Source organism: Sediminispirochaeta smaragdinae DSM 11293 (genome assembly GCF_000143985.1).
Lineage (GTDB): Bacteria > Spirochaetota > Spirochaetia > DSM-16054 > Sediminispirochaetaceae > Sediminispirochaeta > Sediminispirochaeta smaragdinae.
The window spans coordinates 1,821,844-1,846,875 of record NC_014364.1 but is presented as its reverse complement, the minus strand read 5'-3'; the positions used below and the strand labels follow the sequence as shown (position 1 = coordinate 1,846,875).

The window sequence follows — 25,032 nt, the reverse complement described above, 5'->3', positions numbered from 1 at the left end:
AACAATGTACATGTCAAGTTTTGCTTATTTTACTATAGTTTCAGAGAAAAAAAAACCGGAAAACTGTGGAAGAATTCCGGTTTTTTCTGCACGTTTGTTCAAGAAAAAAATCCTCGTTATACGGCAATGTATGATTCAAGGTATTGCCGGCGAGAAGGATGCTGAAGTCGCTTGATCGCCTTCTTCTCGATCTGCCGGATTCGCTCCTTGGTAAGATTGTAGCGATCGCCGATATCCTTGAGAGAAAGAGGCGCCCTTCCGTCGAGTCCGAAGCGATGACGGATAATATCCGCTTCTTTTTCGGAAAGGGTATCAAGCACCTTGGCGATATCCTCTTTCAGCGACTGCTCCATCAGTGTCTCGTCGGGACTCTTGTAGTCCACATCTTCGATAAAATCGCCAAGCTCGCTTTGACTTCGATCGGTGTAAATGGGAGACTCCAGAGAAACAAGATCACGGCTGATATTGACAAGGGAGGCGACATGCTCGGCGTCCATACCGACGACCCGGGCGATCTCTTCAAACTCGGGTTCTTCCTTTCCTTCCAGCTGAAGCCCCTTTTTCGCCTTCTCGATTTGAACAAGCTCGTTCGCACGATTGAGAGGCAGACGAATCATCCGAGCCTTCTCGCTGATGGCCTTCAGGATTGCCTGGCGAATCCACCACACGGCATAACTGATAAAATGATACCCCTTATCGACATCGTAGCGCTCAATGGCGTTCATCAGTCCGATATTTCCCTCATTGATGAGATCGGCCAGGGGGAGTCCCTGATTCTGATACTTCTTGGCTACATTTACCACAAAGCGGAGGTTGCTTTTGATCAACATCTCCTTGGCATGTTCATCACCATCGGCAGCAAGCCGAGCGTAACGATCCTCATCTTCCCTGGAGAGAAGGGGTACCTTGTTGATTTCTTTTAAATATATTGAAATAACATTCTCATTTCCGAAATCTCCGGACCTGCTGTTTATATTCTTTTTTGTAGGCATACTGTCCTCCTGGTAAATATAAAGCAAACTCCGTGCCAACAAGTTACTACAAAACAACAGAATTATTATTTATATATATTATAAGTAATTACAAGATCCATACACAATCCATATCATAAAAACGATAAGAGCACATCAGCAAAAAGAAGTTCAATATTGTGTCAAAAGGAAACAACAGCTTAAAAAGCGATGAAATCTGGGCCAGAATTACCCCCTGAAAGGGATAAAGCCCTCCGGAGCGGGTACCTCGATAAAGGGGAAATCAATCTGTATATCATGAAACATCCTGATCTTTTCAAAGAGACCCATCCCGGCAAGAACTCCCGAGGCAAGAATCTCCTCCCAGTAAACGGCAAGCAGATCCCGAATCATATCCCCTTCGGCTTGACTGCCGAGTCGGCCGGAACGCTTGACGGAAAGGTATTGATGAAGCTGGATAACATAAAAGCGGCGCCAGTCCTCACGATACCGCTGCTGAAGCCCCCCTTTCTGAGGGTAGTCGCATCGTCTTGACCCGAAATCGTGATAGATAATACCGTTTTCAGAATTTCCCATACCTACACACTCTCCCCCCATTAAGATACTATAACTTAGCTCATGGGACAAGCAACACTTTTTACAGCTTTTTCTTGACCACCAACCGGTTCATGCGTATATTTGCTTCAGCTATTGAGTAGTTCAATCAATCATATTTCAAACACATTTTCAGGAGGATGGTATGAAGATAAAACCCCTTGGTGACCGCGTTTTGGTAAAACTTGAATCTGGTGAAGAGAAGACTGCAGGAGGGATTTTCATACCCCAGACTGCTCAGGAAAAGACACAGACTGGCGTGGTTGTCGAGATCGGGGACGACGAAACGATCAAGGTAAAGGCTGGCGACAAGGTGATGTACGACAAATATGCCGGAACTCAGATCAAAGTCGACGGAGAGGAACATCTGCTACTTCGTTTTTCCGATATCCTTGCAGTTATCGGCTAAGAAAGTGCACAACCCAAAAGACCGCTCGAAATGAGCGGTCTTTTTTTTTGTAAAGAAAACCTACTGTTCCGAATCCTGGTGGTTGGAGGAACGTAATTCCTTTTCCAGTAGCCACCTGGAGGAGAAAGCATGGAAAAAAAGCAAGCACCGGCACTAAATCGAGTCTGTTACAGGAAAAAGGGTATGCAGACCACCAGGATTCGGAACAGTAAATAAAGAAAACATCACCTAAAAAAGGAACTCTTCAATCTGACCCATGAGAGCCGTGGAATCCCTTCGGCTTACTGCTGTCTCGGGAAGGCTTGCAAGCATAATCTTGCCGTAACTTTTTCTTGTCAGTCTCGGGTCCAGTATCGCCACAACTCCGTGATCTTCGGCCTTTCTCATGAGCCTCCCAAAGCCCTGCTTCAGACGCATGGCCGCCTCCGGAAGACTCAGCATGAAAAAGGGATTTCCGCCCTTTGCCTCGATGGCCTCCATGCGAGCCTGGAGAACCGGTTCGGTTGGTACACGAAAGGGAAGTTTACAGATGATGACCATACGTAGAGCATCACCGGGGGCATCAACCCCCTCCCAGAAGGAATCGGTGGCAAAAAGGACAGCCGAGACATTTCCCACAAAGGCATTCATGAGTCGGCTACGATCGTCCTCCCCTTGCCGCAAAACAGGGATCTTTTCGGCCTCAAGGTCCGGTGCCACGGCTTCCCAGGTTTGGTTGAGCATACCGTAGCTGGTAAAGAGGACTAGGGTGCTTCCACCCGCAGTCAGTATGGCATCCCTGACAAAACGATTCACATACTCCTGATAGCCTGGGGAAGAAGGATCCGGAGGGTCGGTAGGAAGGGCAAGGAGTACCTGATCACGATAACGGAAGGGAGAGGGAAAGATTTCGGCCACAAGTCGTTCCTCGGAAGAGAAGAGGCCGACCCTCCCCATCCAGAAGGAAAATTGTCCGTTCACGGTCAGGGTTGCCGAGGTACAGATTAATGTCTTAAAGGGTTCATATACCGCCTCCCGCATCACGGGACCGATATCCAGGGGGGTCTCGTTGAAAACGGCAAAGCGTCGTTCCCCGCTTCCCCTCACCTCCATCCAGAATACCGATTCGGGGCGCTCTGTAAGCTCTCGAAATGAGCCGAGAAGAGAAGCCATGTTTGAAAGCCGCTCCAAGATGGTCTTGGTCTCAAAAAGATCCTGGTCATCATCCTCGGTATCGACACTCTCCAAGGCGGCGGCAATCCTGGTAATCAGGGCGGTGATATCACTTCGAACAAGGGCCATCGACTCCAGGAGTTGACGGAGCTCATCGGAAGAGAGGCTTTGACAACGTAAGGAGTTTGTTCCCGATAGAAGCTGTAAGCCCAATTGGTCGAGTTTCTCGGCACTTTCTTTCAGTTTCGAAAGAAAAGCGGGGAACCGTTCAAAAAGCTCGGGCCGGGTCGACCGCTTTTGTAAGGAAACCAGCGAACCAAAGGTTCGGCGCCCCTGGCTGCGGCGAAGCCTGTTCAGTTGTTTGAGCAAAGAGGGAAGCTGGTAGCTTCTTGAAAAAAAACTGGTTGCGCTGCGCTCGATGGTATGGGCTTCATCAAAAACAAGCCGATTAAAGGCCGGCAGGACAGCACCGCCCTCAAAGCCCGCTCCCTCGATACGTAAGGCAAGATCCGAAAAGAGGAGGTGATGGTTTACCACCAGGATATTTGCCGATGCGGCCTCCCGACGGGCCCGTAAAACGAAGCAGGATTCGCGATGACGACAGCGTAAGCCCATGCAGGCATCAGTCTCGGAACACACCTTTGCCCATGTCTCCCGAAGGGGATAAAATGGGAGATCGCTTCGGCTTCCGGTATCCGTGGAAGAAACCCATTTCCGAATCGCTTCCAGTTCACTAGTATCTTCCCGAAAAAGCGAGTTCTCCTCCAAAGCCTCTTCAAAACGACGAAGGCAGAGGTAATTGCCCCTTCCCTTTACGAGAACGCTCTTCACCTCCCCCTTTACGAGGCGCCGCACCAAGGGAATGTCCTTTTCAATAAGCTGCTGTTGAAGATTGATCGTGGCGGTAGAGATGACTACCCGTTCGCCATTGGCCACAGCCCAGGCTATAGAAGGAATGAGATAGGCAAGGCTTTTACCGACCCCGGTTCCAGCCTCGGCAAGAAGGATTTCATCGCTATTGAAAGCCTCGATGATACGTTCCATCATCTGTACCTGCGAATCCCGCATCTGGTAGTCGGAAAAGATACGAGACAGAAGTCCTCCGGGAGTCATGAGAGACGATAATTTTTCAGCGTCGAGGGGAACGATTCTCCGTTTCCGGGCAGGTTCGGCAACAGCATAGACCCTGGTGGCACCACTATCGATAATATAAAAACCGATTCCCCGGTTACCCAATTCCGATGCGATGCGAAGATCGGGGCCACTGGGTTTAAGAACACCGGAGGGATGATTGTGGATCACCACATCGCCGGTCTCAACGAAGGGAGCAAGCGCAGGTACGGCATGTTCGTTGCCACGGGCCACCGCTTCGAGAAACTCAACCTTCCCGGAGCCATTGAAAGAACCGACAAAGAAAACCTCGTTTCCCTCCGCCTCTTCTATACTATTCCTGGCATAATCAGCAGCCTCTACCGTCAGTCGTTCCCCGATTTTCATCGTATCCATTATGATGGTAGACGCCAAAAGATCAAGCAGGCGGATGCTTTTCATTGGACGAAAGCCTTGATTTGTGTACAATGGTCTGGATGGATATTCCTTTTTACAAGCTCGTCCTTGCGGACTGTGATTTTCTTCTTATCAATGCTCTTACCAATGATATTTCGGAACACCTATTCGACAGAAAGAGCGTGGATCTTATCTGCGACAGGAGAAGGGGCGTCGGGGGCGACGGTATCATTCTGCTCTACCCCTCACGTGAGCAGAACGTCGGGCTACACTTTCTTTCTCCCCTTTCGGGAACACAAGAGAAAAAGCGAGAGGATCTAAACGCATCGGCACTTCTATGCGCTTCCCGATTTGCCTTCGACTTTGGATTGTTTAATAGAGACCGCCTGGTCATCGAGGGGCCGACGAAAGATATTGAAATAACCTGTATAGATAGCACCCTTTTTCAGATAGAACTGGGCATCCCGATTTCCCTCTCCGGAGAGGAGATTAAGGAGGACGATCGGCAAGAGGTACATCTCTGGAAGCCTCTGCAGGATCAATCGATCGCCTACACCTGTTGCAGCTTTTCTGAATTCCCGGCCCGAGCCACGGCGATGGTTCCAGGGATACCGGAGACAGAGCGTGCAGAGGCTTTCTGCCGTCATGTCCGAAAGCAGGATATCGGTTCCGCCGTATTTGCGGTTGCCGAGCAGCAGAGTCTGGTCGCCTACAGCCCCTTTCCGGCGCAGGGCCCAGGCGATGCTGTCATAGAGGCTGCGGCGGCCACCCTTTTGTGTGCCTCAGGTGGATCTTCGGGACGGGAGGTCACCGCTCGAAAAGTAAATCGAAATCAATCCGAAGAACTGTATGTAACGTGGACAGGGTCCGGATCTCTTGTCGTCGGGGGCGTTCCTCATTATGTTTTTACCGGCAACTACTCTACGGAGGAAAAAGATGGACCCGCTGCTTGATCGATTTCACCGACTGCTTCGCTCGATGTTTAGGACCCCGGACGGCGATTACGACTTTCATATTCACGAAAGTGATCCGTATGAAGACAGGGATTACCAAGAGGCATGGGAAGAATTAGAGTCCTTTCTCGGAGGCTCTTCGTCACAAAGAAGTTCGGATCGAGGAAACGGTGGTTATGCCGGGAGGGAAGAAAAGCACTCCGGTTTCGATCTTCCGCCCGAGGAACTTCGTGATGATTACAAATTACTGGGTGTACCCTTCGGCGCAGAGTTTCCGCATGTCAAGGCGGCCCACAGATCAATGCTGAAACGGCATCACCCCGATCACCATGCCGAAGATCCCGAAATGTTGAAACGGGCAACAAAAATGACCCAGAACATAAATTACTCCTTCGGAAGAATACGGGCATGGGAAATTGCCAGGGGCCAGGCCGTTTAATCTTCTTCCAGGCCATACTCCTTGATCTTTCGATGTAGGGTCTTTCGCCCTATACCCAAGACCTCCGCGCAGCGGGTTTTGTTTCCCTTTTCATGGTTCAAGGTAGCGCGAATAATCTCTTTCTCCGCCTCCTCCATAGCAATACCAACAGGAATACGGATAAGGCTGTCTTCGGCCCCTTGGGTAACAGAAGGGGGAAGATCGTCCGTCGTGATGACCTGGCCTTTACACATGACAACGGAGCTTTCTATGCAGTTCCTCAGTTCACGAATGTTTCCCGGCCATCGGTAATTGTAAAGGGTAAGACGAGCCTTGGGATCAATTCCCTCGATCTGCTTGCCATTCTCTTCGCTGAATTCTTTCAGAAATGCCGAAGCAAGCAAGGGGATATCTTCGGTTCGTTCCCTTAAGGGGGGAACATGGATATTGACGACATTGAGACGATAAAAAAGATCTTCACGGAAGGTGCCAGCCTCGATCTCCGCCTTGAGATCCCGGTTCGTGGCGCTTACCACCCTGACATCGACTTCGAGGGTCGACTCTCCCCCCACCCGCTCGAACTGCTTTTCCTGAAGTACACGAAGGATCTTAATCTGGACCTGCTGGCTTATCTCCCCGATCTCATCGAGAAAGATGGTCCCTTCGTGGGCCAATTCAAATCGCCCCTTTTTCCGTGAAATGGCACCGGTAAAGGAACCCTTTTCATGGCCGAACAGTTCGCTCTCCAGCAAGGTTTCCGATAAGGCAGCACAGTGAACCTTCACAAAGGGCTTTTCTCTCCGGTTCGAAAGGAAATGAACGGCATCGGCCACCAGTTCTTTGCCGACACCGCTCTCACCGGTGATGAGAACGGAAGCTTTGGTCTGAGCCACCTGATCGATAAGCTCCATAACCTTGCGCATCTGAGGGCTCTTTCCTATCATCTTGTCGAATTTACTTCGACGGCTGATTCGGTCGAGCTCATCCTGGAGGTTCCTGTTTTGAATGACCAGTTCCCGGTTGCTAAGGGCCCTCCTGACAATATGGCTGAGCCGTTCAAGATCAACAGGCTTAGTCAGGAAGTCATACGCACCATCCTGTATGGCAGAGACGGCAGACTCGATGGTACCATGCCCGGTGAGAATCACAACGGGTACGGTAGGATAGGAAGATACAATCTTTTTCAAAAGATCAGATCCCCCCATCTCCGGCATTTTCAGATCGGTGATCACCAGATCGACCTCTTCGGTGGTGACGATGTGCCAGCCATCCTTTCCCGTGGCAGCGAGAAAGACCTTATGCCCGTCCATTTCAAGGCTTTTGCCAAGACCTTCACGGATGTTTTTTTCGTCGTCGACGATCAAAATATGAAACTGCATAGATCACTCTCCCTGGAAGTCCAAAAGTCTCCGCTCCTTTTGGGGAACGGGAAGGCTTATGGTAAAGACCGTTCCCTCACCCTTCTTTGATCGGAGCGAAATATCCCCGCCATGCTCCTTGATAATCTTATATACTACCGTAAGGCCAAGGCCGGAGCCGAACTCTTTGGTGGTAAAGTAGGGTTCGAAAATTTTACCGACCATATCTTCGCCGATACCGATACCCGTGTCGGCGATGGCAATGGTAACCTGATCGTCTTTAAACCCGGTGGTTACCGTCAGACTTCCACCATCGGGCATGGCAGCCTGGGCGTTCTTGATGATATTCAAAAGAGCCTGTTTGAGGTACTTTTCATCAAGCTCAACCTTCGGAACACCATCGTCGTACTCCTCCACCACCTGTACTCCGCCTTCCTGGAGCTCATACTTGGTAAACTGAAGGAGATCGTGGATCACCGCATTGACATCGGCCTGTTTCAACTCGGTATTCATCGGTCGAACGGCAAAAAGGAAATCCACAACAATTCCATTCAAACGTTCGACCTCTTCCTCCATGATGTCGAGGTACTCAAGGCCATGCTCCCGATCAAGGCAACCGTCTCGATCAAGGGAGCGCTGCATAAGCTGAATATGGATACCGATGGAACCGAGGGGGTTCTTTATCTCATGGGCAACCCCTGCAGCAAGGGTGGTTAAACTGGCCAGATTCTCGGCACGACGCAGGCGGGCTTCTCGTCGACGACGATCGGTGACATCCGCAACAATAAGCAGAGAGCCCTCGATACTCCCATCCTTTACCATCGGCATGAGATTAAACGAAAGGGTCTGCACCGATCCGCTGTGACCAAGGGTGAATTCGACACCCTCGACCCGCTCGCCCGAAAGAAGACTCTCCTTCAAAAAAGTTGCGACCTCACGATCGTCGATCACTTCCCACAATATTTTTTCATCAAGATCGGATGTTACAAAGGGAACCAAACGCTCCGAGCTTTTGTTGGTCAGAATAATTCGGTGATTGCCATCGGTGACGATAACACCGTCGGTCATCGAATCAAGCACCACCTCAAGCCTCTCATTTTCGCCTGCCACGGCAATAAGGAGATGACGAATTTGTTCCTGATCAAGTTTAGGAAGCTTTGCAAGGGCTCTTTGAATAAATTTACGCACCACTTCGCTCCTTCTCTATACTCTCAGCCATGCGATATAAGAGGCTTTCAAGCAGCAGGGGACCACTTTGATTATAAGCGCTCCTGCGCACATAGGCCTCACGAATATAGCCATTCCATTCGGCTATCAACTCGGGGGAGAGGGGAAAGCCCTTTCTCGTCCCCGCCGGAGCCAAGAGTGCGGAAAGCCTTGAGGTAAGCTCCTCGAGAAAGGGTTCAAACTGTTCTGCCGAAGCATACTGCTTTATCAATTCGTCAAATGCCTCTATCTCATATCTCCCGCCCTCAAGGATGGTCGTAATAACCCGTTCCGCGGCATCAGCAAGCTGATCGGTACGCACCCCTTTCCAGGAAAGAAAAAAATGTCTTAGACTTTGATTCGTATCCTCGATGCGAAAAATACGCCTAAGGACCTCTTCGGAAGCGTTCAGGTCCCTGGGAGAAAAGGAATACTGCCGCACTCTGGAGAGGATCGTCTGGATGATCCCACCTTTTCGACTAGTAAGGAGGATAAGATAGCAATTCTCAGGTGGCTCTTCGAGAAGTTTTAGCAGGGCATTGCGGGAAGAATCGACCATATTCTCAACACCTTCCAGTAATACAAACTTGGGATGCTTGCCGCCGAGACTCCTGCACCAGTAGGTGATGTTGCGAATTTGATCGATCGGAATATTCTTACTCACCGATGAGCCGCAGATCTTTTCCACATGGGAGGCGTTTGACTTCACAATCTTTTCCAGATCGCTCCGCTTGTGTTCGCTTTCCCCAGGTTCAAGTTCATCAACCGAGGCGGCAAGAGCCTCGACAGAGCCACGGACGCTCTTCAGTTTTGCCTCGTTTCCCTCCCACAGCTGAGCATCAAAACGCCGAAGAAGTTTGCGAACAGATCTGATGTAGAGATAGGTGGTGGCGGGAGAGGGATTGCGATACATGGTATCACCACTGGCGGCGATCTCTTCGTAAAAATAGCGACCGCCTGTCATGAGAAGATACTGACTGGTTAGAGACCTGTATTCGCGGCAAGAGCGGCAGGAGCAGTTCCAGTTTCCCTCTGCCGAACAAGAAAGAACCCTGGCAAGCTCCAACGCCGTAGAAAGTTTGCCCGAGTAAGGCTCTCCGTAAAAAAGCAATGACGACGGAAGCCGCCCCGAAGCGATATCCTCTTTCAAAAATGAAATAACCCGTTTCTGTCTTAAGATATTTTCAAACACTACTTTCCCCTAACGCCGATTCGATAAATCCTTGTCCCAAAGGGATCAGCTTTTCGAGAAAGGGGACCAAAAAACTTCGGGATAACAAAGGTTCCGGGTCGAAAACCGGCTGAATCCGAATGAGAAACAGAAGGACAGCAAGAAGCAGGACACCTTCCACAATACCGAGAAAAAAGCCGAGGGCCTGGTCCATTTTTTCAAGATTGACCCTGTCGATGAGGCGATACAAGGCCCCTTCGAAGAGCTTTACAACAATATAGGTTACAAGGAAAACAGCCAAGAACGAGGCTATCGGCGTCCAAAATCCATCCCCTATATACCGCTGGGCAAAGGGAACGACGAGGCCACCAAACACTACTGCGGCAACCAGGCCGAGAAGGATTGCCGCAAAGGCCATCAGTTCCGCAACAAAGCCTCGAAAGGCACAGCGAACACCAAGGACAAGGACAATAATTAAAGCCACGACATCAACGGCGGAAAATTCCATGAAAGCCTCCCATCATGCCTTTTCGAGTTGGGAAAGCAGCAAACGGGCTATCGTTTCTGCGGCATCCTTATTGCAAAGAGCAGAAGCAGAAGCGGCCATGGAACGTAGCTGCGCTGTATCATCAATGAGAGAAAAAGCCGCCTCGAGCAGATCGGAAGGATCCGGCTCCCCTCCATCTTTCCCTTTTAGTATAAGTGCGGCCTTCGCTTCCGAAAAGAATTCGGCGTTGCGCACCTGATCACCTCGGCTTGCCCCCATTCCCAACGGAACCAATATTGCAGGACTTGCTGTTACACCATTCTCCCATAGGGTCCCCGCTCCCGAACGGCAAAGAACCAGGTCGGCAGCAGCGAGGAGGTGAGGAAGCTCGTCTCGGAGAAAAGGGACCGTTACATAGCCCTTCCTATTCGACGATTGGTAGAGCTTCTCACCCATTTGATGAACAACGAAAAAACGGTCGAGTAAACCGTCGAGGCTTCCAGCAACCAACTCATTTACCTGAAGGGCTCCGAGGCTTCCCCCAAGCACCAGTAAAAGAGGCTTTCCCTCCGGAATATTATACAAGCGCCGTCCCGTTTCCCTGTCTCCCCCGAGAATTTCTTTACGTACGGGATTTCCGGTAACCACGATATTCCGTTTCGAGGGAAAGGCCTTTGCCGTCTTTTCGTACGCAAGGCATAGAAGATCGGAGAAACGGCTGTTGATTCTTGTGGCAAGACCGGGGTCGAGATCGGACTCGTGGCTGATAACAGGGATACCGAGAATATGGGCGGCAATCACCGGAGGTACGGAGACAAAGCCTCCCTTGGAAAAAAGAATAGAGACCTTTCGATTTTTTAGAATCCGGAGCGAACATATAAAACCGGCCGCAATGCGGAAAAGATCCGTAAGGTTCTTTAAGCTGAAATAACGCCTGAATTTACCGGAGGGAATCTCTGCATAATCAATCCCTCTGGTGCGAACCAGCTGTTTTTCCATACCGTCTCGGGATCCAATCCACAAATAGTTCAGCCTGCTTTCGCGGTCTGCCTCTTTCAAGGCCTCCCATACCGCAAAGGCGGGAAAAACATGCCCACCGGTACCTCCTCCTGTGAAGGCAATGATGCGTCTCTTTTCATCCATAAAAAGTACCATAACACGGAGGATGGCGGAAGGAAAAGCACTGTGTTAATTCAATTAAAGCTTTCACTATTATTCGCACATACTGTTGCATTTGCACTGGACAAAAGGAGGCACTGCTATTTATTATGTGGCATGCATCGAAGGCTTTACCGCATGCTGTTATTGTGTATGTCTCTTGAGCTTCCCCTTTTTCTTTTTTTACCCATAGCAGGAGCCGATCCCATTCCTGACATAGTCAAAAAAGAGTATCGTTTTCGCGCCGCGATCCCTGCGGGAACCGATCCATACAAGTTAGGGTCCAAAGCGGAAGTAATAGAACAGGTGATCGATAAGGAACACCCGGGTGTTCAGGGACTCTTTACTATTACCGACAGCCAAGCCCTTTTTATGCTTTCTGCTCGCTCTATCATCCTCTGTCTACTCGACCACGACGGAGAAGCCTCAATTTACCCAAGGCTGGTCTACTCTAAGGATCTTACTCCGGAGAGGCCCTTTGACAAACCGCATATCCAGGAGGTTAGGACCGAATTCACCTTTGTGGGGATTGGAGACAGCTTTTCCTACAGACTTGAACGCTACCCTCTCTTTTTTCCCGACGGTTCTTTTCTGATAGCATGGAAGTTGGAAAAGTCGCTCGACGGAAAGATGAGTGAGCTCTACGGTTCCTGGTATGTAAAACCCCTTGAACCGACTTCCGACGGAACACCGAGAACCTATCTCAGGAATTTTGTGAATACGGTCTTTCCTGATCCGATTCCAGGGACGACCCTGACCATGAAGCTTTTCGGGACCTCCAGTCTCAGGGGATTTTTCCGTTCCTTGGAATCCGCTGCAGCAAAGCAGTAATTCTTTACTACTGTCCGGAATCGTGGTGGAAAATGAATAAAATCTCCTTTTCTCGTAGTTACTTATAGTAAGAACAATACGAAAAAGGAGTTTCCCATGTTCCATCCCCCCTTCTGCCCCAACCCCCATTGCCTCAACCACTTCTCTCCAAAAGGCCACTGGTTCTTTAGAACAGGCTCCTACTCTACCCAAACCTCTCCCCGCATCCAAAAGTTCAAATGCAAAACCTGCCACCTCTCCTTCTCCACTCGCACCTTCAGCATCGACTACTGGACCCATTTCCACCTCCCCTACACAACCATCCTCTCTCACCTCGTCACCAGCTCCGGTATCAGAGACCTCTCCCGTATCCTTAAGGTCTCATGCTCCACCGTCTCAGACCGTATCCGTCGTCTTTCCCACCAGTGCATTGCCTCTTCTGCCTCCCTCACCTCAGACATGAACCTCCACGAAGACCTGGTCGCAGACGGCTTTGAAAGCTTTGTCTGTTCCCAGTACCTCCCCAACAACATCCACATCCTGGCAGGAAAAGACTCCCAGTTCTGGTTTCTCTCCGACTATGCACAGCTGACCAGAAAGGGACGTATGACCTGCTATCAGAAGAAGAAAAACAGGGTGATCAAAGAGAAGCTAAAGGTCTATAGAGGAAGTGTTTATCAGTCGTTTCAGAATGTCGTGGCAAAGACGCTTGCCCTGATCGAGCAATCGGAGAGGGATAGGGTGAAGTTGTATACCGATGAGCATACGCAATACAAAAGGGTGATGAAGGGGCTACCGGCAGAGATGGCAGGAATGATAGAGCACCACAGGATCAGTTCGAAGAGGGTTCGGGATCTGTGTAATCCCCTCTTTAGTGTGAATTATCTTGACAGGGAGATACGGAAGGATGACTCGGATCATGTGAGGCAGACGGTACAGTTTGCAAGGAGTACGGTGAATATGCTGGAGCGGCTTGAGATCTACCGGTATTATCACAACTTTATGAAGCCCTATCGGGTTGGGGGAAAGGATGAGAAGCGGGGGCTGACACATGGGGTGGTGGCTGGGATAGAGGGAAAGAGGATAGCGTCCGAGCTGAGGAGTTTGTATACCAGGCGGAGGTTTTTCTTACGGAATCAGCCTATGAATCGAAGTGGGAGGGAGCTGTGGGTCAGGTGTATTCCTACACCCTTACGGTGGATGATTGACTATCTGCCTTCTTATGCATGGGCTTAAAGGTAAAGGAATCACCACGATTCCGGACAGTAGCTAATTCTTTAACAGAATTCTCATTTTATCTTCACTATTTCCTCACTACCTCACTTCATTGTTACTACAACACAACATCATCCATAACGGAGGAAAATATGAAGAAAATTTCCATGCTGCTTGTCCTTTTTCTTGCAGCAAGCTTTGTTCTTTTCGCTGGAGGTAAACAAGAATCTGGTGCAGCAGCAAGTACTTCGCAGTTCAGCGGGGACTATGCCTTCGGAGGCTCCACAACCGTCGATCCGATCATTCAGGCCGCTATCGAAGAATGGAAGGAGCTCTATCCCGATGTTCACATCAGTTATGAAGGTGTCGGTTCCAGTACCGGTATCAAGGGCATTATTGCCGGGACCTACAGCCTCGGAGCAGCCAGTCGTGAACCCAAGGATGGGGAAAAGGCCCAGGGAGTCGAAGCTACTCATATCGCCCTCGACGCCATTGCCGCCATTGTAAACCAGAGCAGTGTCTCCATCAGCAACATCACCATGGCAGATCTTGCATCGATCTATGCAGGTGACATCACCAACTGGAAAGAGGTCGGTGGTCCAGATGCTCCGATCGTTGTTTTCAACCGTGATGAGGCATCCGGAACCTATGAGACCTTTGAAGGCCATGTCATGGAAAAGGCCGACAAGGAGTTTATGGCTTCTGCTTCTGTAACCACCGGAAACGGGGATATGGCTGCTAAGGTTGGTTCAACCCCCTATGCCATCGGTTACGTCGGTCTTGGATTTACCCATGAAAAAGGTGTTAAGGCTTTGACGCTTGAAGGAATCGAACCCGATGTAAAGAATGTCTACAACAAGAGCTATCCTGTATGGCGCTACCTTAACGTGGTACACATCGGTCCCCTTTCTCAGGCCGGTGAAGTAGAGCAGGCCTTTGTCGATTATCTTCTCAGTGAAGATGGCCAGGATATTGTCGAAGATCTCGATTTCATCCGTCTTCAGTAGTTTATAATAAAGAATCTTCTCAAGTCGGCCGTCCGTTTCTCTCGGGCGGCCTTTTCTTTGGGGACACTATTAACCGTTTTTTAACATTATCCTGACAAAACAGCCACATAAGCCGGGCATTCTTCACATAGCGAAACCGAAATGAGGTATTTCTAACGTGAAAGAAACAAGACGAAAACAGATAGAAAAGGTTGTGGAAGCTATCCTTTTCATCTTCGCGTCGATCTCCGTGTTGAGTGTCATCTTCATTACGCTTTTCATTCTCGCCGAGGGACTTCCGCTTTTCAAAAGTGTGAGCCTTACCGACTTTCTCTTCAGCACAGACTGGAGTCCCACGGCTGAGGAACCGAGCTTCGGCATATGGGCCTTTATCGTCGGATCGATCTGGGTCACCCTGGGAGCATTGATTATCGCTGTACCTATGGGGCTGGCAGTCGGAATTTTCATGGCGGAGATGGCAAAACCGCGGGCGGCAAAAATCATCAGAAGCGGTGTCGAACTTTTGGCAGGCATTCCCTCGGTCATCTACGGCCTATTCGGCTTCTTCTTCATTGCACCGATTATTCGTACCCTTTCAAACAGTACCACCGGCCTCGGAATCCTGACGGCCTCGATCATTTTGGCCATCATGATTTTGCCTACCATTATCAATATTACCGAGGTCTCCATCAGGGCTGTTCCTTCCGAACTCAAAGAGGGAAGTCTGGCTTTGGGGGCGACCCACTGGCAGAGCATTGTAAGAACCATTATTCCGGCGGCACGAAGCGGTATCATTGCAGGGGTAGTACTTGGAATCGGACGGGCGGTAGGAGAAACCATGGCCGTTCTCATGGTTGCAGGGAACTCTCCCATCATGCCGACAGGCCCTTTGAGCCATGTCAGAACCCTTACCATGAATATCGTCACCGATCTTAAATATGCGGAAGTTGGAAGTTTGCATGAAACCAGTCTTTTCTCGACAGGTATTGTGCTCTTTCTTTTCATTCTCATTATCAATCTCGTTGTACAGCGAACGCTGAAACGGAAAGTCGACAAGGAAGGAGCGGCATGAGCCCACTTAGCCAGACAAAAAAAGCGCATCTTCAGGAAGGCATTGCAAAGGGTATCATCTGGTTCTTTGTTGTCCTTACAATCGTCATCCTTGCATGGATTATCCTCTATGTTCTGTATCGAGGCTTTGTCTCCATAAACCATCTCCACTATCAAGTGACCGATACCATCGAAACTGCTGCCGCCGGTCCGGACCATCCGGCATACCCAATTTCGATGATTATTCAGCGAAAGGTCAGACTCAAAGACGACCTGACCTCGGCCGAGCTGTTTGAGATGTACACGAAACGGCGTCAGCCCAATTGGGGGGACATCACAGGACAAAATCTCGATGTCGAACTCTTCGCCCTTACCACCGAATCCGAGGAGGGTACTGCCGGGGCAGAGATAATTCTCGCAAATCGAGAAAACTACAGCAAACATGTCACGCTGGAAAAAGACGGTGAGGCGATGATAAAGGCCGTTTCCTCTACTCCGGGAGGAATTGGTTTTATCCCCTCAGCCATGGTCGAAACCCTTCCTCGGAGCGTCAAGGCTGTCCCGATCAGAAGAATAGCAGCTCCCGTAAATGCATCGGTCAAAAAAATCGTCGAAAATGTACAGATTCAAACAATCGATAATGATGATCTTCTGGCGATTTTTACCGGTAAAGTAAAGAATTGGCAGGAGGTCGGGGGTATAGACCTTCCCATCAGACCTGTTGCTTATTCGCAGAATGCAGGAATACGGGGAGATATTCTCAACCTGGTCCTCGGAGAAAATAATGAACCAGCAGAACAGGGAATTCTGTATGTTGATACACCGGAAGTGTTTTTCGAAACGATAGATTCACTACCCGGGGCCATAGGCATGACTTATTGGGAGGATGTTAAGGATATCGACGACAGACCGATGATCACCTTCGATCGCTTAGAGGTTCGGCAAAACCTCGACTGGCACTATCTGGTGGAGGCTCCGGCTCGATCCGGGAAATGGGGGGGAATATCAACCATCATCATCAATACCTTCTTTCTCATCCTTTTCACTCTCCTCTTTTCCACGCCGATCGGGGTATTGGGGGCTATTTATATGGTCGAATATGCCAAACAAGGCAGGGTTATCCGCATTCTGAGGCTGGGAACGGAAACTTTGGCGGGAATTCCGTCGATTGTCTTTGGCCTTTTTGGTTTCATCTTCTTCGTCGGCATGCTGGGCCTCGGTATCGGATTCATATCAGCAACCCTTACCGTAACCATGATGATTCTACCTACCATCATACGGACAAGTGAAGAGGCCCTGAAATCGGTACCCCTCTCCTTCAGGGAGGGAAGCCTTGCCCTGGGAGCAACAAAACTACAGACCATTGCAAAGGTTGTTGTTCCGGCGGCGACCCCCGGGATTCTCACCGGTATCATCCTTGCCGTAGGCAGGACGGTTGGAGAAACAGCGGTACTCATCTATACCCTCGGATCAAACTACGAGCTTGTACGGGGGCCCAGTTCCTCCGCCAGGGTGCTTTCCCTCCACCTCTACAATCTCTTCTCCGAAGCGATCAGCTTCGACAGAAGCTTCGCAACCGGGGCCATTCTGATTTTTATTATCCTTTTGGTAAATTACTCAACTACCTCGCTTATCGGGCGTCTTAACAAAAAAGCGGGGAAATAGCCATGGAGAGGTATAATGCTATGAATATAAGCAACGAAACAACGGACCAGGAAAAAAAGATCAAAATTACCGTTAGGGACCTGGACCTTTTCTATGGAGATTTCCAAGCCCTACATAAACTGAACATCGATATTGCCGATCAGGAGGTCACCGCCCTTATTGGTCCCTCGGGATGCGGAAAATCGACCTTCATCCGTACCCTCAACAGGATGAACGACGTGATCGACGGGGTCCATATTACCGGAACGATCAGCTACGAAACGAGAGACATATATAAGAACTATGATCCCATTGAGCTGAGGAAAAAAATCGGCATGGTCTTTCAAAAGCCGAACCCCTTTCCCATGTCCGTATATGATAATGTCGCCTATGGCCCAAGAATACACGGCATCAAAGATAAGAGGACCTTGGACGAAATTGTCGAGCGGAGTCTCAAACAGGCCGCTATTTGGGATGAGATCAAGGATAGGCTTCATAAACCGGCCCTCGGTATATCGGGAGGACAGCAACAGAGGCTTTGTATAGCACGGGTGTTGGCAGTGGAACCCGATGTCGTGCTGATGGATGAACCGACATCCGCCCTTGATCCGATTTCCACCAGTAGAATCGAAGATTTGATTGATGAACTGAAAAAAAGTTATACTATCGTTATCGTCACTCACAACATGCAGCAGGCAGGACGGATTTCCGATACCACCGCTTTTTTCCTCAACGGTGTCATTGAGGAGGTCGGTGCCACAGAACAGATCTTTTTCAGCCCGACGAATCCGAAAACCGAGGCATATATCACCGGTAAATTCGGTTGATGATACATTGAGGTAAGGAGAATAAAGGTATGGATCATAATACGCTGCGACAGCATTATAGCGATGAAATGAGGGCCAACGACAGAGAAATTCTGAAGATGGGGGCCTTTGTGGAAGAAGCGGTAAGAAAATCGATGCAGTGCATGCTCGATCAGGATATCGACCTGGCGGACAAGGTTATTCGCGACGATGAGGTTATCAACAATCTTGAACTAAGAATTCAGGATACCTTGACCCTGCTCATTGCAACCGAACAGCCGGTGGCGGGAGACCTGCGTCATGTCATCACCAGTTTGAAGATCGTCACCCAGCTGGAAAGGATGGGAGACCATGCGGTACATATCGCAAAGGCGGCGAAAAAGCTGGCGGAGCAGCACTATATCAAGGATCTGATCGACCTCCCAAAGATGGCCGAATACGGTATCGAGATGCTCCATGAGGTGCTGACCGCATTTGCGGAAAACGATCAGGACAAGGCAATCGCTGTTGCCAAGATAGACGACAGGATCGACAGCCTTCACAATCAGATATGGAGGGAACTTCTGACCTACATGATGAGCGATGTAAAGAACATTGATCAGGCCACAACGCTTCTCTTTGTATCACGTTGGCTCGAGCGTTTTGGGGACCACGCCACAAACATCAGTGAATGGGTGGTTTATGACTGTACAGGAAAGCATATCGAACTAAATATGTAAGGGGTGATCCGTGGCACACGAAACTATTCTTGTCGTTGACGACGAACACGATATTCTTGAACTATTGAAATACAACCTTGAGAGGGAGGGATACTCGGTCATCACCGTTGAAACCGGTGAGGCTGCGGCCGCAACAGCGGCTGCAAAACAACCGGATCTCATTATCCTCGATCTTATGCTTCCCGGTATAGACGGAGTCGAGGTTTGTAAGCGTATCCGCTCACGGGAGGAGGTCAAGGATATTCCGATCATCATGCTTACCGCAAAGAGTGAGGATTCCGACGTGATCAGTGGCCTTGAAGTGGGCGCCGATGATTATATGACAAAGCCCTTCAGTCCGAAGGTTCTGGTGGCAAGGATACGGGCATTGCTCCGCCGCAAACAGCTGAAAGAGTTTCCCCCGAGAGAGGAACCGGTCATCACAATCCACGATATCGTCATCGATACGATACGACATGAGGTGAAATGTTCTGACGTCTCATTGGATCTCAGCGTCACTGAGTTCTCCATACTGGAATTTCTCGCCCGCAATCCGGGTTGGGTCTTCAGCCGAAGTCAGATCATAGGGGCCGTGAAGGGTGAGGACTATCCGGTAACAGAGCGGTCGGTGGATGTACAGATCCTCGGTTTAAGAAAAAAACTCAAAGATAAAGGTGACTACATCGAGACGGTTAGGGGTGTGGGTTACCGAATGAAGGAGCGGGTGTAAAGCACCCTCGAGGTAACGCCATGGTACTTTCAAAAAGACGTTCTGTTCTCAGTTACATGTTCCCTCCCCTTGTGCTCCTGTTCCTGCTGCTTGCCGTATCCGTAGCCTTTTTCTCTTTCAGAAACTTCAGGCAGTTGATCTTCCAGGAGCAGTATCATCGTCTGGAAACGGCAGGAGAGCTCCTGCTTACCGCCCTCCCTTTCGAAAACGGAGAACTGGAGACGAAAGCCAAGGAGGTAACCCGGAAGATCGGTCCGGACAGCCCATTCCGAGTAACCTTCATCAAACCCGACGGTTCCGTCTTCGCTGACAGTCATGAAGACCCTTTGGTGATGGAAAATCATGCACACCGAGTGGAAATTCGGCAAGCGATACGGGGAGAAGCCTCCTTCAGCCTAAGGAAAAGCCCCACCCTTGCGATTTCCATGCTCTACTACGCCTTTCCTATCGATGATGCGGCAGGGAAGGTCATTGCGGTCCTCCGCCTGAGCCTCCCGGAAGCAAATGTCAAAAAACTGCTTGCCGCGGCAGCCCTCTCGATAACGATCATCACCGCCCTGCTTTTAGGACTCGCCGTTGCAGCCATGGTGGCCGTATCGCGAAAAATCACCGTACCTCTTGCAGCCATATCCAAAAGCGCCTCTGCATACGCCCGGTTTGATTTTTCTCAGCCGATCCATGTCGACGGCCCTGCCGAAATTGTCAACACGGCAGACGCCTTGCAAAAAATGGCGCAGGCCCTGACAAGTAGAATCGACGAGGTAACACGGCAAAAGCAGGAGCTGGAAGCGGTACTGACCGGCATGAACGAAGCGGTCATCGTACTCGACCGTAACCTGGTCATTACCGAGATCAACCCCGCGGCGGCACGGCTTGTGAGCAGCTCTTACGATCCGGTTATCGGTAAAAGTCTCATTCAGGTTATGAGAAACACAGAACTCAATACCTTTGCGCAGGAAGCCCTTGTTGCACGTGGGGTTCGTCAATGTTCCCTTGTCATTCCAGGCGAAGCAAAGGAGATACACCTTCAGGTAAACGCATCTACAATAGAGGCTGTTACGGCTGATAAGAATAGCCGCTACCCCCAGCAACGACTTATCTTGGTGATGAACGATATCACCACCTTAAAACAGCTGGAACGAATGCGGAAAGAGTTCGTTGCCAATGTTTCCCATGAGCTGAAGACACCGATTACCTCCATCAAGGGCTTTGTTGAAACCCTCCTCGATGGAGCCATAGACGATAGGGAAAATGCTTTTCGATTCCTTACCATCGTTCAGAATCAGACGACGAGGCTGGGAAATATCATTGACGACCTTTTAACCCTGAGCCGGCTTGAACAAAATGATGAAGAGTCGGGGATAAGCATGGAAAAAATCCCCCTCTGCCATCCGGTAAACGAGGCCATTTCCATTTGTCAAGGCAGGGCCGACGAAAAATCAATCGATATCCATGTGGAATGTGATCGCGAGCTGGAAATTCTCGGCAACGGACACCTCATAGAACAGGCTGTGGTCAACCTCGTGGATAATGCCGTCAAATACTGTCCGGAAGGCAGTGTTGTGCTGGTTCGCTGCGAGAGAGAAGAGGATAGGCGCATATTACTTGTGGTCCAGGACAACGGTCCGGGTATCCCCGAAGCGGATCAGGAACGGATCTTCGAACGCTTTTACCGTGTGGAAAAGGCTCGCAGCCGAGACATGGGAGGAACGGGACTGGGGCTTGCCATTGTGAAACATATCATGCTGCTCCACGGAGGAACCGTGGCACTGGAAAGCAGCAGGGGAGAGGGTGCCAGTTTTCTTCTTCGCTTCCCCGCCCTGCCCTCTTGACACCATAGCGGTAGGATCATACCATCATACAAGCTGAATCGCGTGGGGTGGTTTTTTCTCTGATGGGAAAAGCCTGAGATTACACCCGTTGAACCTGATCCGGTTAATACCGGCGAAGGGAGCGTCCTGTATCCGATCCAAAGCCCCTCACAGATTCACCCGACACGTTATACCAGGAGACGAAGATGAAACGTTACCTTCCCCTCCTTCTTGCTGTGATCGGTGTGATTCTCATCGCAACGATCATGGTAGGAAGAACAAAACCCGAAACAGACGGGATTACCGTCTATACCTACGACAGTTTTATTTCCGAATGGGGTCCAGGTCCGGAGATCGCGAAACAATTTACCGAACAAAGCGGTATTACGGTAAACTATGTCGCACCGGGAGACGCCGGCCAGACCCTCCAGCGGCTTATCAACGAAAAAGAGGCCCCCGTTGCCGATGTAGCGATCGGTATCGACAACAACCTCTTTCCCAAGGCTGAAGAAGAGGGGATCTTTCTATCCTACACATCGCCGGAACTCAAAAAGGTCGATTCTTCTCTCAGATTCGAGGACGACCTCCTGACCCCCTACGATTACAGCGACTTTGCTTTCATTTGGGATAGCCAGAAGCTTGAAAATCCTCCCCAGAGTTTTGCAGATCTTACCGATCCGCGGTTTAAGGAAAAAATCATCATCATGGACCCCAGAACCAGCACCCCCGGTCTGGGCCTTCTGCTGTGGAGCGAAAAAATCTACGGTGACAAGCTTTTTGACTTTTGGAAGGCCTTTGCCCCGAATATCCTTACGGTTAGCTCCAGCTGGGACACTGGTTACGGCCTTTTCACCAGTGGGGAGGCTCCTCTGGTGATTAGCTATACCACCAGCCCCCCCTATCATCTCGAATATGAAGGCACAGAACGATACAAGGCCCTTATATTTCCCGAAGGCCATTATATGCAAATTGAAGGCGCAGGCGTGGTGGCGGGCACAAAGCAGAGAAAGGCAGCAGAGGCCTTTATCGACTTCTTAATCTCCGAAGATGCACAGGCGGTGATCCCTTTGACCAACTGGATGTATCCGGTGAGGGAGGGGACCCCACTTCCCGATTCCTTCCGTCTTGCCCCTAAACCCGATAAGCAGCTGCAGATCAACCCTGCTCCGGACGGTACAACCGTCGATACGCTGATTGAGCTCTGGACCAAGGCTTTGTTGCAATGAATAACGCTTCTCGAAAAAAAAGCATAAGCGGCGGTGTTGCTTTGGCAGCGCTGCCGGGGCTTATGTTTCTTTTTCTGTTCTTTTTCATTCCCCTGCTCACCATTCTTTCCGGTGCCTTCATCGATGAGGCGGGGAAAATTTCTTTGCTGCCGCTTCTCGCTACCGTAAGGGACGAAAATCTGCTGAGAATTCTCGGATTCACCTTTCTTCAGGCCTTTTTGAGTTCCCTTATCGCCCTTGCCATGGGGCTTCCCGGCGCCTATTTTATTGCCCGGTGTGATTTTCCCGGGAAAAAGATTCTCAGGTCCCTGAGTGTCGTCCCATTTGTCATCCCACCGATACTGGTCGTACTCGGATTCGTGACGATTTTCGGCAACAACGGGATCATAAACCGTTTTCTGATGCAGCTTACCGGTAGCGGTACACCGCCGCTGAAAATCTTGTACTCGCTGAAAGGAATACTTCTGGCCCACGGTTTTTACAATTTCCCCGTCGTACTTCGAATCGTAGCCTCTCACTGGGAGGCAATCCCCGAAAAACAGGAGCAGGCAGCACAGCTTCTGGGAGCAAAACGCTCGGCAGTCTTTAGGACCATCACCCTACCTCAGCTGATGCCTGCCGTTGTTTCAAGTATGCTTTTGGTCTTCCTATTTTGTTTCTCAAGTTTTGCCGTGGTCATGGTACTGGGCGGCGGCCCGAAAACAACGACAATCGAAGTGGAAATCTTCCGCCTTGCCAGAATCAATCTGGATCTACGGGCAGCAGGGAGAGTGGCGCTCATTGCGGCAGGCCTTACGATCCTTCCCCTCTTACTAAATTTTGGTACAGAAAGCAGGTTCACAGGCATGGGAGCATCCGATCGGGATCATCGCATCGTTCGGGGCAGGAATCCTAAGGTCAGGCTTTTTGGTGCCGTTTACGGACTTGCAATGGTTATTCTTGTTATAGGACCACTTCTCGGGGTAATTGCCAGCGGATTTCTCGAGGTTGAAGGTCCCCTTGCGGCGCCCCGCTTCTCACTCCGCTGGTTCGCCGGAATCTTCTCCGTCTCAGGACCGGACGCCTTCTCGATAACTGCAGCGAGGTCTATTGCCGGTTCTCTTTTACTTTCGGGACTTACCCTGCTTATCACGATACCGACGGCTACCCTCTTTGCCCTGGCCACGGTTCGTTCGGGAGGGAAACGGGCAAAGCTGTTTGAACTGATGGCAAGCCTTCCCATGAGTATTTCCACCGTCATCCTCGGGAGTGGATATCTCGCCATCTCCGTCGCATATCCCATGCTCACGGCCGCTCCCCTCTTCATCGCCGGGGCCCATAGTGTTATCGCCTTTCCCTTTGTCTTCCGCAGCATTGTTACCGCCCTGGCAAAAATCGACGGATCGTATCGCAGGGCTGCAATATCTCTTGGGGCAAAGCCTGCCAAGGCCTTCACCGATATCGAATTGCCGATGTTGGAATCATCTCTCTTTTCTGCCGCTGCCTTCGCCTTCGCCCTATCGGTGGGAGAGATGAATGCAACCCTTACCCTTTCCGGCGGCAGCTTCCCCACTCTGCCCATCACCATCTATCGCCTGATTGGTTCATATCAGTTTCATCGGGCAAGTGCCCTCGGTACGGTACTTATCGTGCTGTGTGCCGTCGCCTTTTTGCTACTTGATCGATCGACTCGCCGAAAAAAGGAGATGTGACGTGAAACTTATTGTAGAGCGACTGGTAAAACAGTTCGACGATTTTTCTTTTGAAGCATCATTTCAGGCCGACATCGGTAGTTTCATCACCCTGTTGGGGCCTTCGGGCGGGGGAAAAACAACAGCCCTTCAGCTGATATCAGGCCTGATTCCTCCGGATTCGGGACACATACACTTCGGTGATATCGAACTTTCGCGTCTCGAGCCGTGGAAAAGGGATATCGGTTTTGTTTTTCAGGATTATGCCCTTTTCCCTCACATGAGTGTTGAAGAAAACGTAGCCTATGGCCTACAGCAACGACAGGGAGCGAGACAAAAAAAAGAGGAGATTACGGACAGAGTCTCTCAAATGCTTACACTGGTCGGCCTGGAGGGCTTTGAAAAACGTAAACCGGAAACCCTTTCCGGAGGAGAACGGCAACGTGTTGCCTTGGCCCGCGCCATAGCACCGGATCCCCGTCTTCTCCTCTTTGATGAGCCCCTTTCCGCCTTAGATGCCCCTCTTCGCAGTCGGCTGAGGGAAGAGATACGGGAATTACAGAAGAAATTGGGAATTACGACAATCTACGTCACCCATGATCGGGATGAAGCGCTCTCTATGAGCGATTTGATCGTCATCATGAACGAAGGGAGGGTCATTGAGCAGGGCGCTCCCCGGACACTCTACCGAAAGCCGGCAACACTTTTTACGGCACGCTTTTTGGGGGAGGGATCGACCATCACACGAGAAGGCAAAAAAAGCTTTTTTCGCCCGGAAAACGCCACGCTTCTTTTGGAACCGGAAGATTCTGCCCTTCGAGGAAAGATGAAGAGTCTCCGTTATCTTGGCGGACGAGCTTTGGCTACAATCATCCTGGCCGACAAGACAGAGATCAGCGCCATGGTGCCGGAACAGAGAATCGACGACTTCGAAGAACATAAAGGAAAGCCGGTATGGGTTCGGATCGACAAAGAGACCCTGATCAGGGTCTCATAGAGACAA

23 protein-coding genes and 1 riboswitch are annotated in these 25,032 nt (G+C 50.2%); of the genes, 15 read left to right on the top strand and 8 right to left on the bottom strand.

Annotated elements, in window-relative coordinates; all coding sequences use genetic code 11:
* Nucleotides 1-116 precede the first annotated feature (116 nt).
* Together SPIRS_RS08670 and SPIRS_RS08665 are read right to left on the bottom strand one after the other, a co-directional pair.
* Nucleotides 117-992, bottom strand: coding sequence for a sigma-70 family RNA polymerase sigma factor (locus SPIRS_RS08670; protein WP_013254306.1), 876 nt, complete (start codon nucleotides 990-992; stop codon nucleotides 117-119).
* Between the two features lie 207 nt (nucleotides 993-1,199).
* A complete protein-coding gene (locus SPIRS_RS08665; RefSeq protein WP_013254305.1) occupies nucleotides 1,200-1,547 on the bottom strand; it encodes a hypothetical protein in 348 nt (115 codons plus the stop codon).
* Nucleotides 1,548-1,710: 163 nt separating this feature from the next.
* Between SPIRS_RS08665 and SPIRS_RS08660 the strand changes: the two genes are divergently transcribed.
* Nucleotides 1,711-1,974 carry a co-chaperone GroES gene (locus tag SPIRS_RS08660; RefSeq protein WP_013254304.1) on the top strand — a complete coding sequence of 88 codons (264 nt, stop codon included), beginning with the start codon at nucleotides 1,711-1,713 and terminating at the stop codon, nucleotides 1,972-1,974.
* A 228-nt stretch (nucleotides 1,975-2,202) separates the two neighbouring features.
* On the opposite strand, the gene SPIRS_RS08655 is transcribed toward SPIRS_RS08660, so the two are convergent.
* Entirely contained in the window at nucleotides 2,203-4,677 is a 2,475-nt protein-coding gene (locus SPIRS_RS08655; RefSeq protein WP_049784607.1) for a helicase C-terminal domain-containing protein, read from the bottom strand.
* Between SPIRS_RS08655 and SPIRS_RS08650 the strand changes: the two genes are divergently transcribed.
* Complete coding sequence (locus SPIRS_RS08650; protein ID WP_041866020.1) at nucleotides 4,677-5,585, top strand: diaminopimelate epimerase; 909 nt, start codon at nucleotides 4,677-4,679, stop codon at nucleotides 5,583-5,585. The genes SPIRS_RS08655 and SPIRS_RS08650 overlap by 1 nt on opposite strands.
* On the top strand, nucleotides 5,569-6,024 hold the full coding sequence (locus tag SPIRS_RS08645) for a J domain-containing protein (protein WP_013254301.1): 456 nt from the start codon (nucleotides 5,569-5,571) through the stop codon (nucleotides 6,022-6,024). The genes SPIRS_RS08650 and SPIRS_RS08645 overlap by 17 nt, the downstream gene beginning before the upstream one ends.
* On the opposite strand, the gene SPIRS_RS08640 is transcribed toward SPIRS_RS08645, so the two are convergent.
* From SPIRS_RS08640 to murG, 5 genes are read right to left on the bottom strand one after another with little or no spacing between them, the layout of a single operon-like run.
* Nucleotides 6,021-7,382, bottom strand: coding sequence for a sigma-54-dependent transcriptional regulator (locus tag SPIRS_RS08640; RefSeq protein WP_013254300.1), 1,362 nt, complete (start codon nucleotides 7,380-7,382; stop codon nucleotides 6,021-6,023). The two genes, SPIRS_RS08645 and SPIRS_RS08640, sit on opposite strands and share 4 nt — an antisense overlap.
* A 3-nt stretch (nucleotides 7,383-7,385) precedes the next feature.
* Nucleotides 7,386-8,549, bottom strand: coding sequence for a two-component system sensor histidine kinase NtrB (locus SPIRS_RS08635; protein ID WP_013254299.1), 1,164 nt, complete (start codon nucleotides 8,547-8,549; stop codon nucleotides 7,386-7,388).
* Nucleotides 8,542-9,759, bottom strand: a complete 1,218-nt coding sequence (locus tag SPIRS_RS08630; protein ID WP_013254298.1) for a hypothetical protein — start codon at nucleotides 9,757-9,759, stop codon at nucleotides 8,542-8,544. Before SPIRS_RS08630 ends, SPIRS_RS08635 begins: the two co-directional genes overlap by 8 nt.
* Nucleotides 9,752-10,246 carry a CvpA family protein gene (locus tag SPIRS_RS08625; RefSeq protein ID WP_013254297.1) on the bottom strand — a complete coding sequence of 165 codons (495 nt, stop codon included), beginning with the start codon at nucleotides 10,244-10,246 and terminating at the stop codon, nucleotides 9,752-9,754. Before SPIRS_RS08625 ends, SPIRS_RS08630 begins: the two co-directional genes overlap by 8 nt.
* A gap of 12 nt (nucleotides 10,247-10,258) precedes the next feature.
* Nucleotides 10,259-11,368, bottom strand: coding sequence for an undecaprenyldiphospho-muramoylpentapeptide beta-N-acetylglucosaminyltransferase (murG, locus tag SPIRS_RS08620; RefSeq protein ID WP_245537737.1), 1,110 nt, complete (start codon nucleotides 11,366-11,368; stop codon nucleotides 10,259-10,261).
* 153 nt (nucleotides 11,369-11,521) lie between these two features.
* Here murG and SPIRS_RS08615 point away from each other — a divergent pair, with 153 nt between their 5' ends.
* The 12 genes from SPIRS_RS08615 (at nucleotide 11,522) to SPIRS_RS08560 (ending at nucleotide 25,026) form a co-directional block, all read left to right on the top strand.
* A complete protein-coding gene (locus SPIRS_RS08615; RefSeq protein ID WP_013254295.1) occupies nucleotides 11,522-12,214 on the top strand; it encodes a hypothetical protein in 693 nt (230 codons plus the stop codon).
* 96 nt (nucleotides 12,215-12,310) lie between these two features.
* The gene (locus SPIRS_RS08610) at nucleotides 12,311-13,429 is read left to right on the top strand and encodes a hypothetical protein (protein WP_013254294.1); all 1,119 of its coding nucleotides are present in this window, start codon (nucleotides 12,311-12,313) and stop codon (nucleotides 13,427-13,429) included.
* Nucleotides 13,430-13,560: 131 nt separating this feature from the next.
* Nucleotides 13,561-14,415: a phosphate ABC transporter substrate-binding protein gene (locus tag SPIRS_RS08605; RefSeq protein ID WP_013254293.1), complete on the top strand. Its 855-nt coding sequence runs from the start codon at nucleotides 13,561-13,563 to the stop codon at nucleotides 14,413-14,415.
* Nucleotides 14,416-14,572: 157 nt separating this feature from the next.
* The gene (gene pstC / locus SPIRS_RS08600) at nucleotides 14,573-15,466 is read left to right on the top strand and encodes a phosphate ABC transporter permease subunit PstC (RefSeq protein ID WP_013254292.1); all 894 of its coding nucleotides are present in this window, start codon (nucleotides 14,573-14,575) and stop codon (nucleotides 15,464-15,466) included.
* Complete coding sequence (gene pstA / locus SPIRS_RS08595; protein WP_013254291.1) at nucleotides 15,463-17,109, top strand: phosphate ABC transporter permease PstA; 1,647 nt, start codon at nucleotides 15,463-15,465, stop codon at nucleotides 17,107-17,109. The genes pstC and pstA overlap by 4 nt, the downstream gene beginning before the upstream one ends.
* Nucleotides 17,110-17,135: 26 nt before the next feature.
* The gene (gene pstB, locus SPIRS_RS08590) at nucleotides 17,136-17,915 is read left to right on the top strand and encodes a phosphate ABC transporter ATP-binding protein PstB (protein ID WP_407635916.1); all 780 of its coding nucleotides are present in this window, start codon (nucleotides 17,136-17,138) and stop codon (nucleotides 17,913-17,915) included.
* 29 nt (nucleotides 17,916-17,944) lie between these two features.
* A complete protein-coding gene (gene phoU / locus SPIRS_RS08585) occupies nucleotides 17,945-18,613 on the top strand; it encodes a phosphate signaling complex protein PhoU (RefSeq protein ID WP_013254289.1) in 669 nt (222 codons plus the stop codon).
* Between the two features lie 10 nt (nucleotides 18,614-18,623).
* The gene (locus SPIRS_RS08580; protein ID WP_013254288.1) at nucleotides 18,624-19,322 is read left to right on the top strand and encodes a response regulator; all 699 of its coding nucleotides are present in this window, start codon (nucleotides 18,624-18,626) and stop codon (nucleotides 19,320-19,322) included.
* 20 nt (nucleotides 19,323-19,342) lie between these two features.
* On the top strand, nucleotides 19,343-21,154 hold the full coding sequence (locus tag SPIRS_RS08575) for a sensor histidine kinase (protein WP_013254287.1): 1,812 nt from the start codon (nucleotides 19,343-19,345) through the stop codon (nucleotides 21,152-21,154).
* 33 nt (nucleotides 21,155-21,187) lie between these two features.
* Nucleotides 21,188-21,293: riboswitch (TPP riboswitch) on the top strand.
* 46 nt (nucleotides 21,294-21,339) lie between these two features.
* Complete coding sequence (locus SPIRS_RS08570) at nucleotides 21,340-22,359, top strand: thiamine ABC transporter substrate-binding protein (RefSeq protein ID WP_013254286.1); 1,020 nt, start codon at nucleotides 21,340-21,342, stop codon at nucleotides 22,357-22,359.
* On the top strand, nucleotides 22,356-24,050 hold the full coding sequence (locus SPIRS_RS08565; RefSeq protein ID WP_013254285.1) for an ABC transporter permease: 1,695 nt from the start codon (nucleotides 22,356-22,358) through the stop codon (nucleotides 24,048-24,050). Before SPIRS_RS08570 ends, SPIRS_RS08565 begins: the two co-directional genes overlap by 4 nt.
* A gap of 1 nt (nucleotide 24,051) precedes the next feature.
* The gene (locus SPIRS_RS08560) at nucleotides 24,052-25,026 is read left to right on the top strand and encodes an ABC transporter ATP-binding protein (RefSeq protein ID WP_013254284.1); all 975 of its coding nucleotides are present in this window, start codon (nucleotides 24,052-24,054) and stop codon (nucleotides 25,024-25,026) included.
* Nucleotides 25,027-25,032 lie beyond the last annotated feature (6 nt).

What these genes read in the sequence shown, in the direction of transcription:
- SPIRS_RS08670 (WP_013254306.1), bottom strand. Translation starts at nt 992, where the DNA reads ATGCCTACAAAAAAGAATATAAACAGCAGGTCCGGAGATTTCGGAAAT.
- SPIRS_RS08665 (WP_013254305.1), bottom strand. Translation starts at nt 1,547, where the DNA reads ATGGGAAATTCTGAAAACGGTATTATCTATCACGATTTCGGGTCAAGA.
- SPIRS_RS08660 (WP_013254304.1), top strand. Translation starts at nt 1,711, where the DNA reads ATGAAGATAAAACCCCTTGGTGACCGCGTTTTGGTAAAACTTGAATCT.
- SPIRS_RS08655 (WP_049784607.1), bottom strand. Translation starts at nt 4,677, where the DNA reads ATGAAAAGCATCCGCCTGCTTGATCTTTTGGCGTCTACCATCATAATG.
- SPIRS_RS08645 (WP_013254301.1), top strand. Translation starts at nt 5,569, where the DNA reads ATGGACCCGCTGCTTGATCGATTTCACCGACTGCTTCGCTCGATGTTT.
- SPIRS_RS08640 (WP_013254300.1), bottom strand. Translation starts at nt 7,382, where the DNA reads ATGCAGTTTCATATTTTGATCGTCGACGACGAAAAAAACATCCGTGAA.
- SPIRS_RS08625 (WP_013254297.1), bottom strand. Translation starts at nt 10,246, where the DNA reads ATGGAATTTTCCGCCGTTGATGTCGTGGCTTTAATTATTGTCCTTGTC.
- murG (WP_245537737.1), bottom strand. Translation starts at nt 11,368, where the DNA reads ATGGATGAAAAGAGACGCATCATTGCCTTCACAGGAGGAGGTACCGGT.
- SPIRS_RS08615 (WP_013254295.1), top strand. Translation starts at nt 11,522, where the DNA reads ATGCTGTTATTGTGTATGTCTCTTGAGCTTCCCCTTTTTCTTTTTTTA.
- SPIRS_RS08610 (WP_013254294.1), top strand. Translation starts at nt 12,311, where the DNA reads ATGTTCCATCCCCCCTTCTGCCCCAACCCCCATTGCCTCAACCACTTC.
- SPIRS_RS08605 (WP_013254293.1), top strand. Translation starts at nt 13,561, where the DNA reads ATGAAGAAAATTTCCATGCTGCTTGTCCTTTTTCTTGCAGCAAGCTTT.
- pstA (WP_013254291.1), top strand. Translation starts at nt 15,463, where the DNA reads ATGAGCCCACTTAGCCAGACAAAAAAAGCGCATCTTCAGGAAGGCATT.
- phoU (WP_013254289.1), top strand. Translation starts at nt 17,945, where the DNA reads ATGGATCATAATACGCTGCGACAGCATTATAGCGATGAAATGAGGGCC.
- SPIRS_RS08575 (WP_013254287.1), top strand. Translation starts at nt 19,343, where the DNA reads ATGGTACTTTCAAAAAGACGTTCTGTTCTCAGTTACATGTTCCCTCCC.
- SPIRS_RS08570 (WP_013254286.1), top strand. Translation starts at nt 21,340, where the DNA reads ATGAAACGTTACCTTCCCCTCCTTCTTGCTGTGATCGGTGTGATTCTC.
- SPIRS_RS08565 (WP_013254285.1), top strand. Translation starts at nt 22,356, where the DNA reads ATGAATAACGCTTCTCGAAAAAAAAGCATAAGCGGCGGTGTTGCTTTG.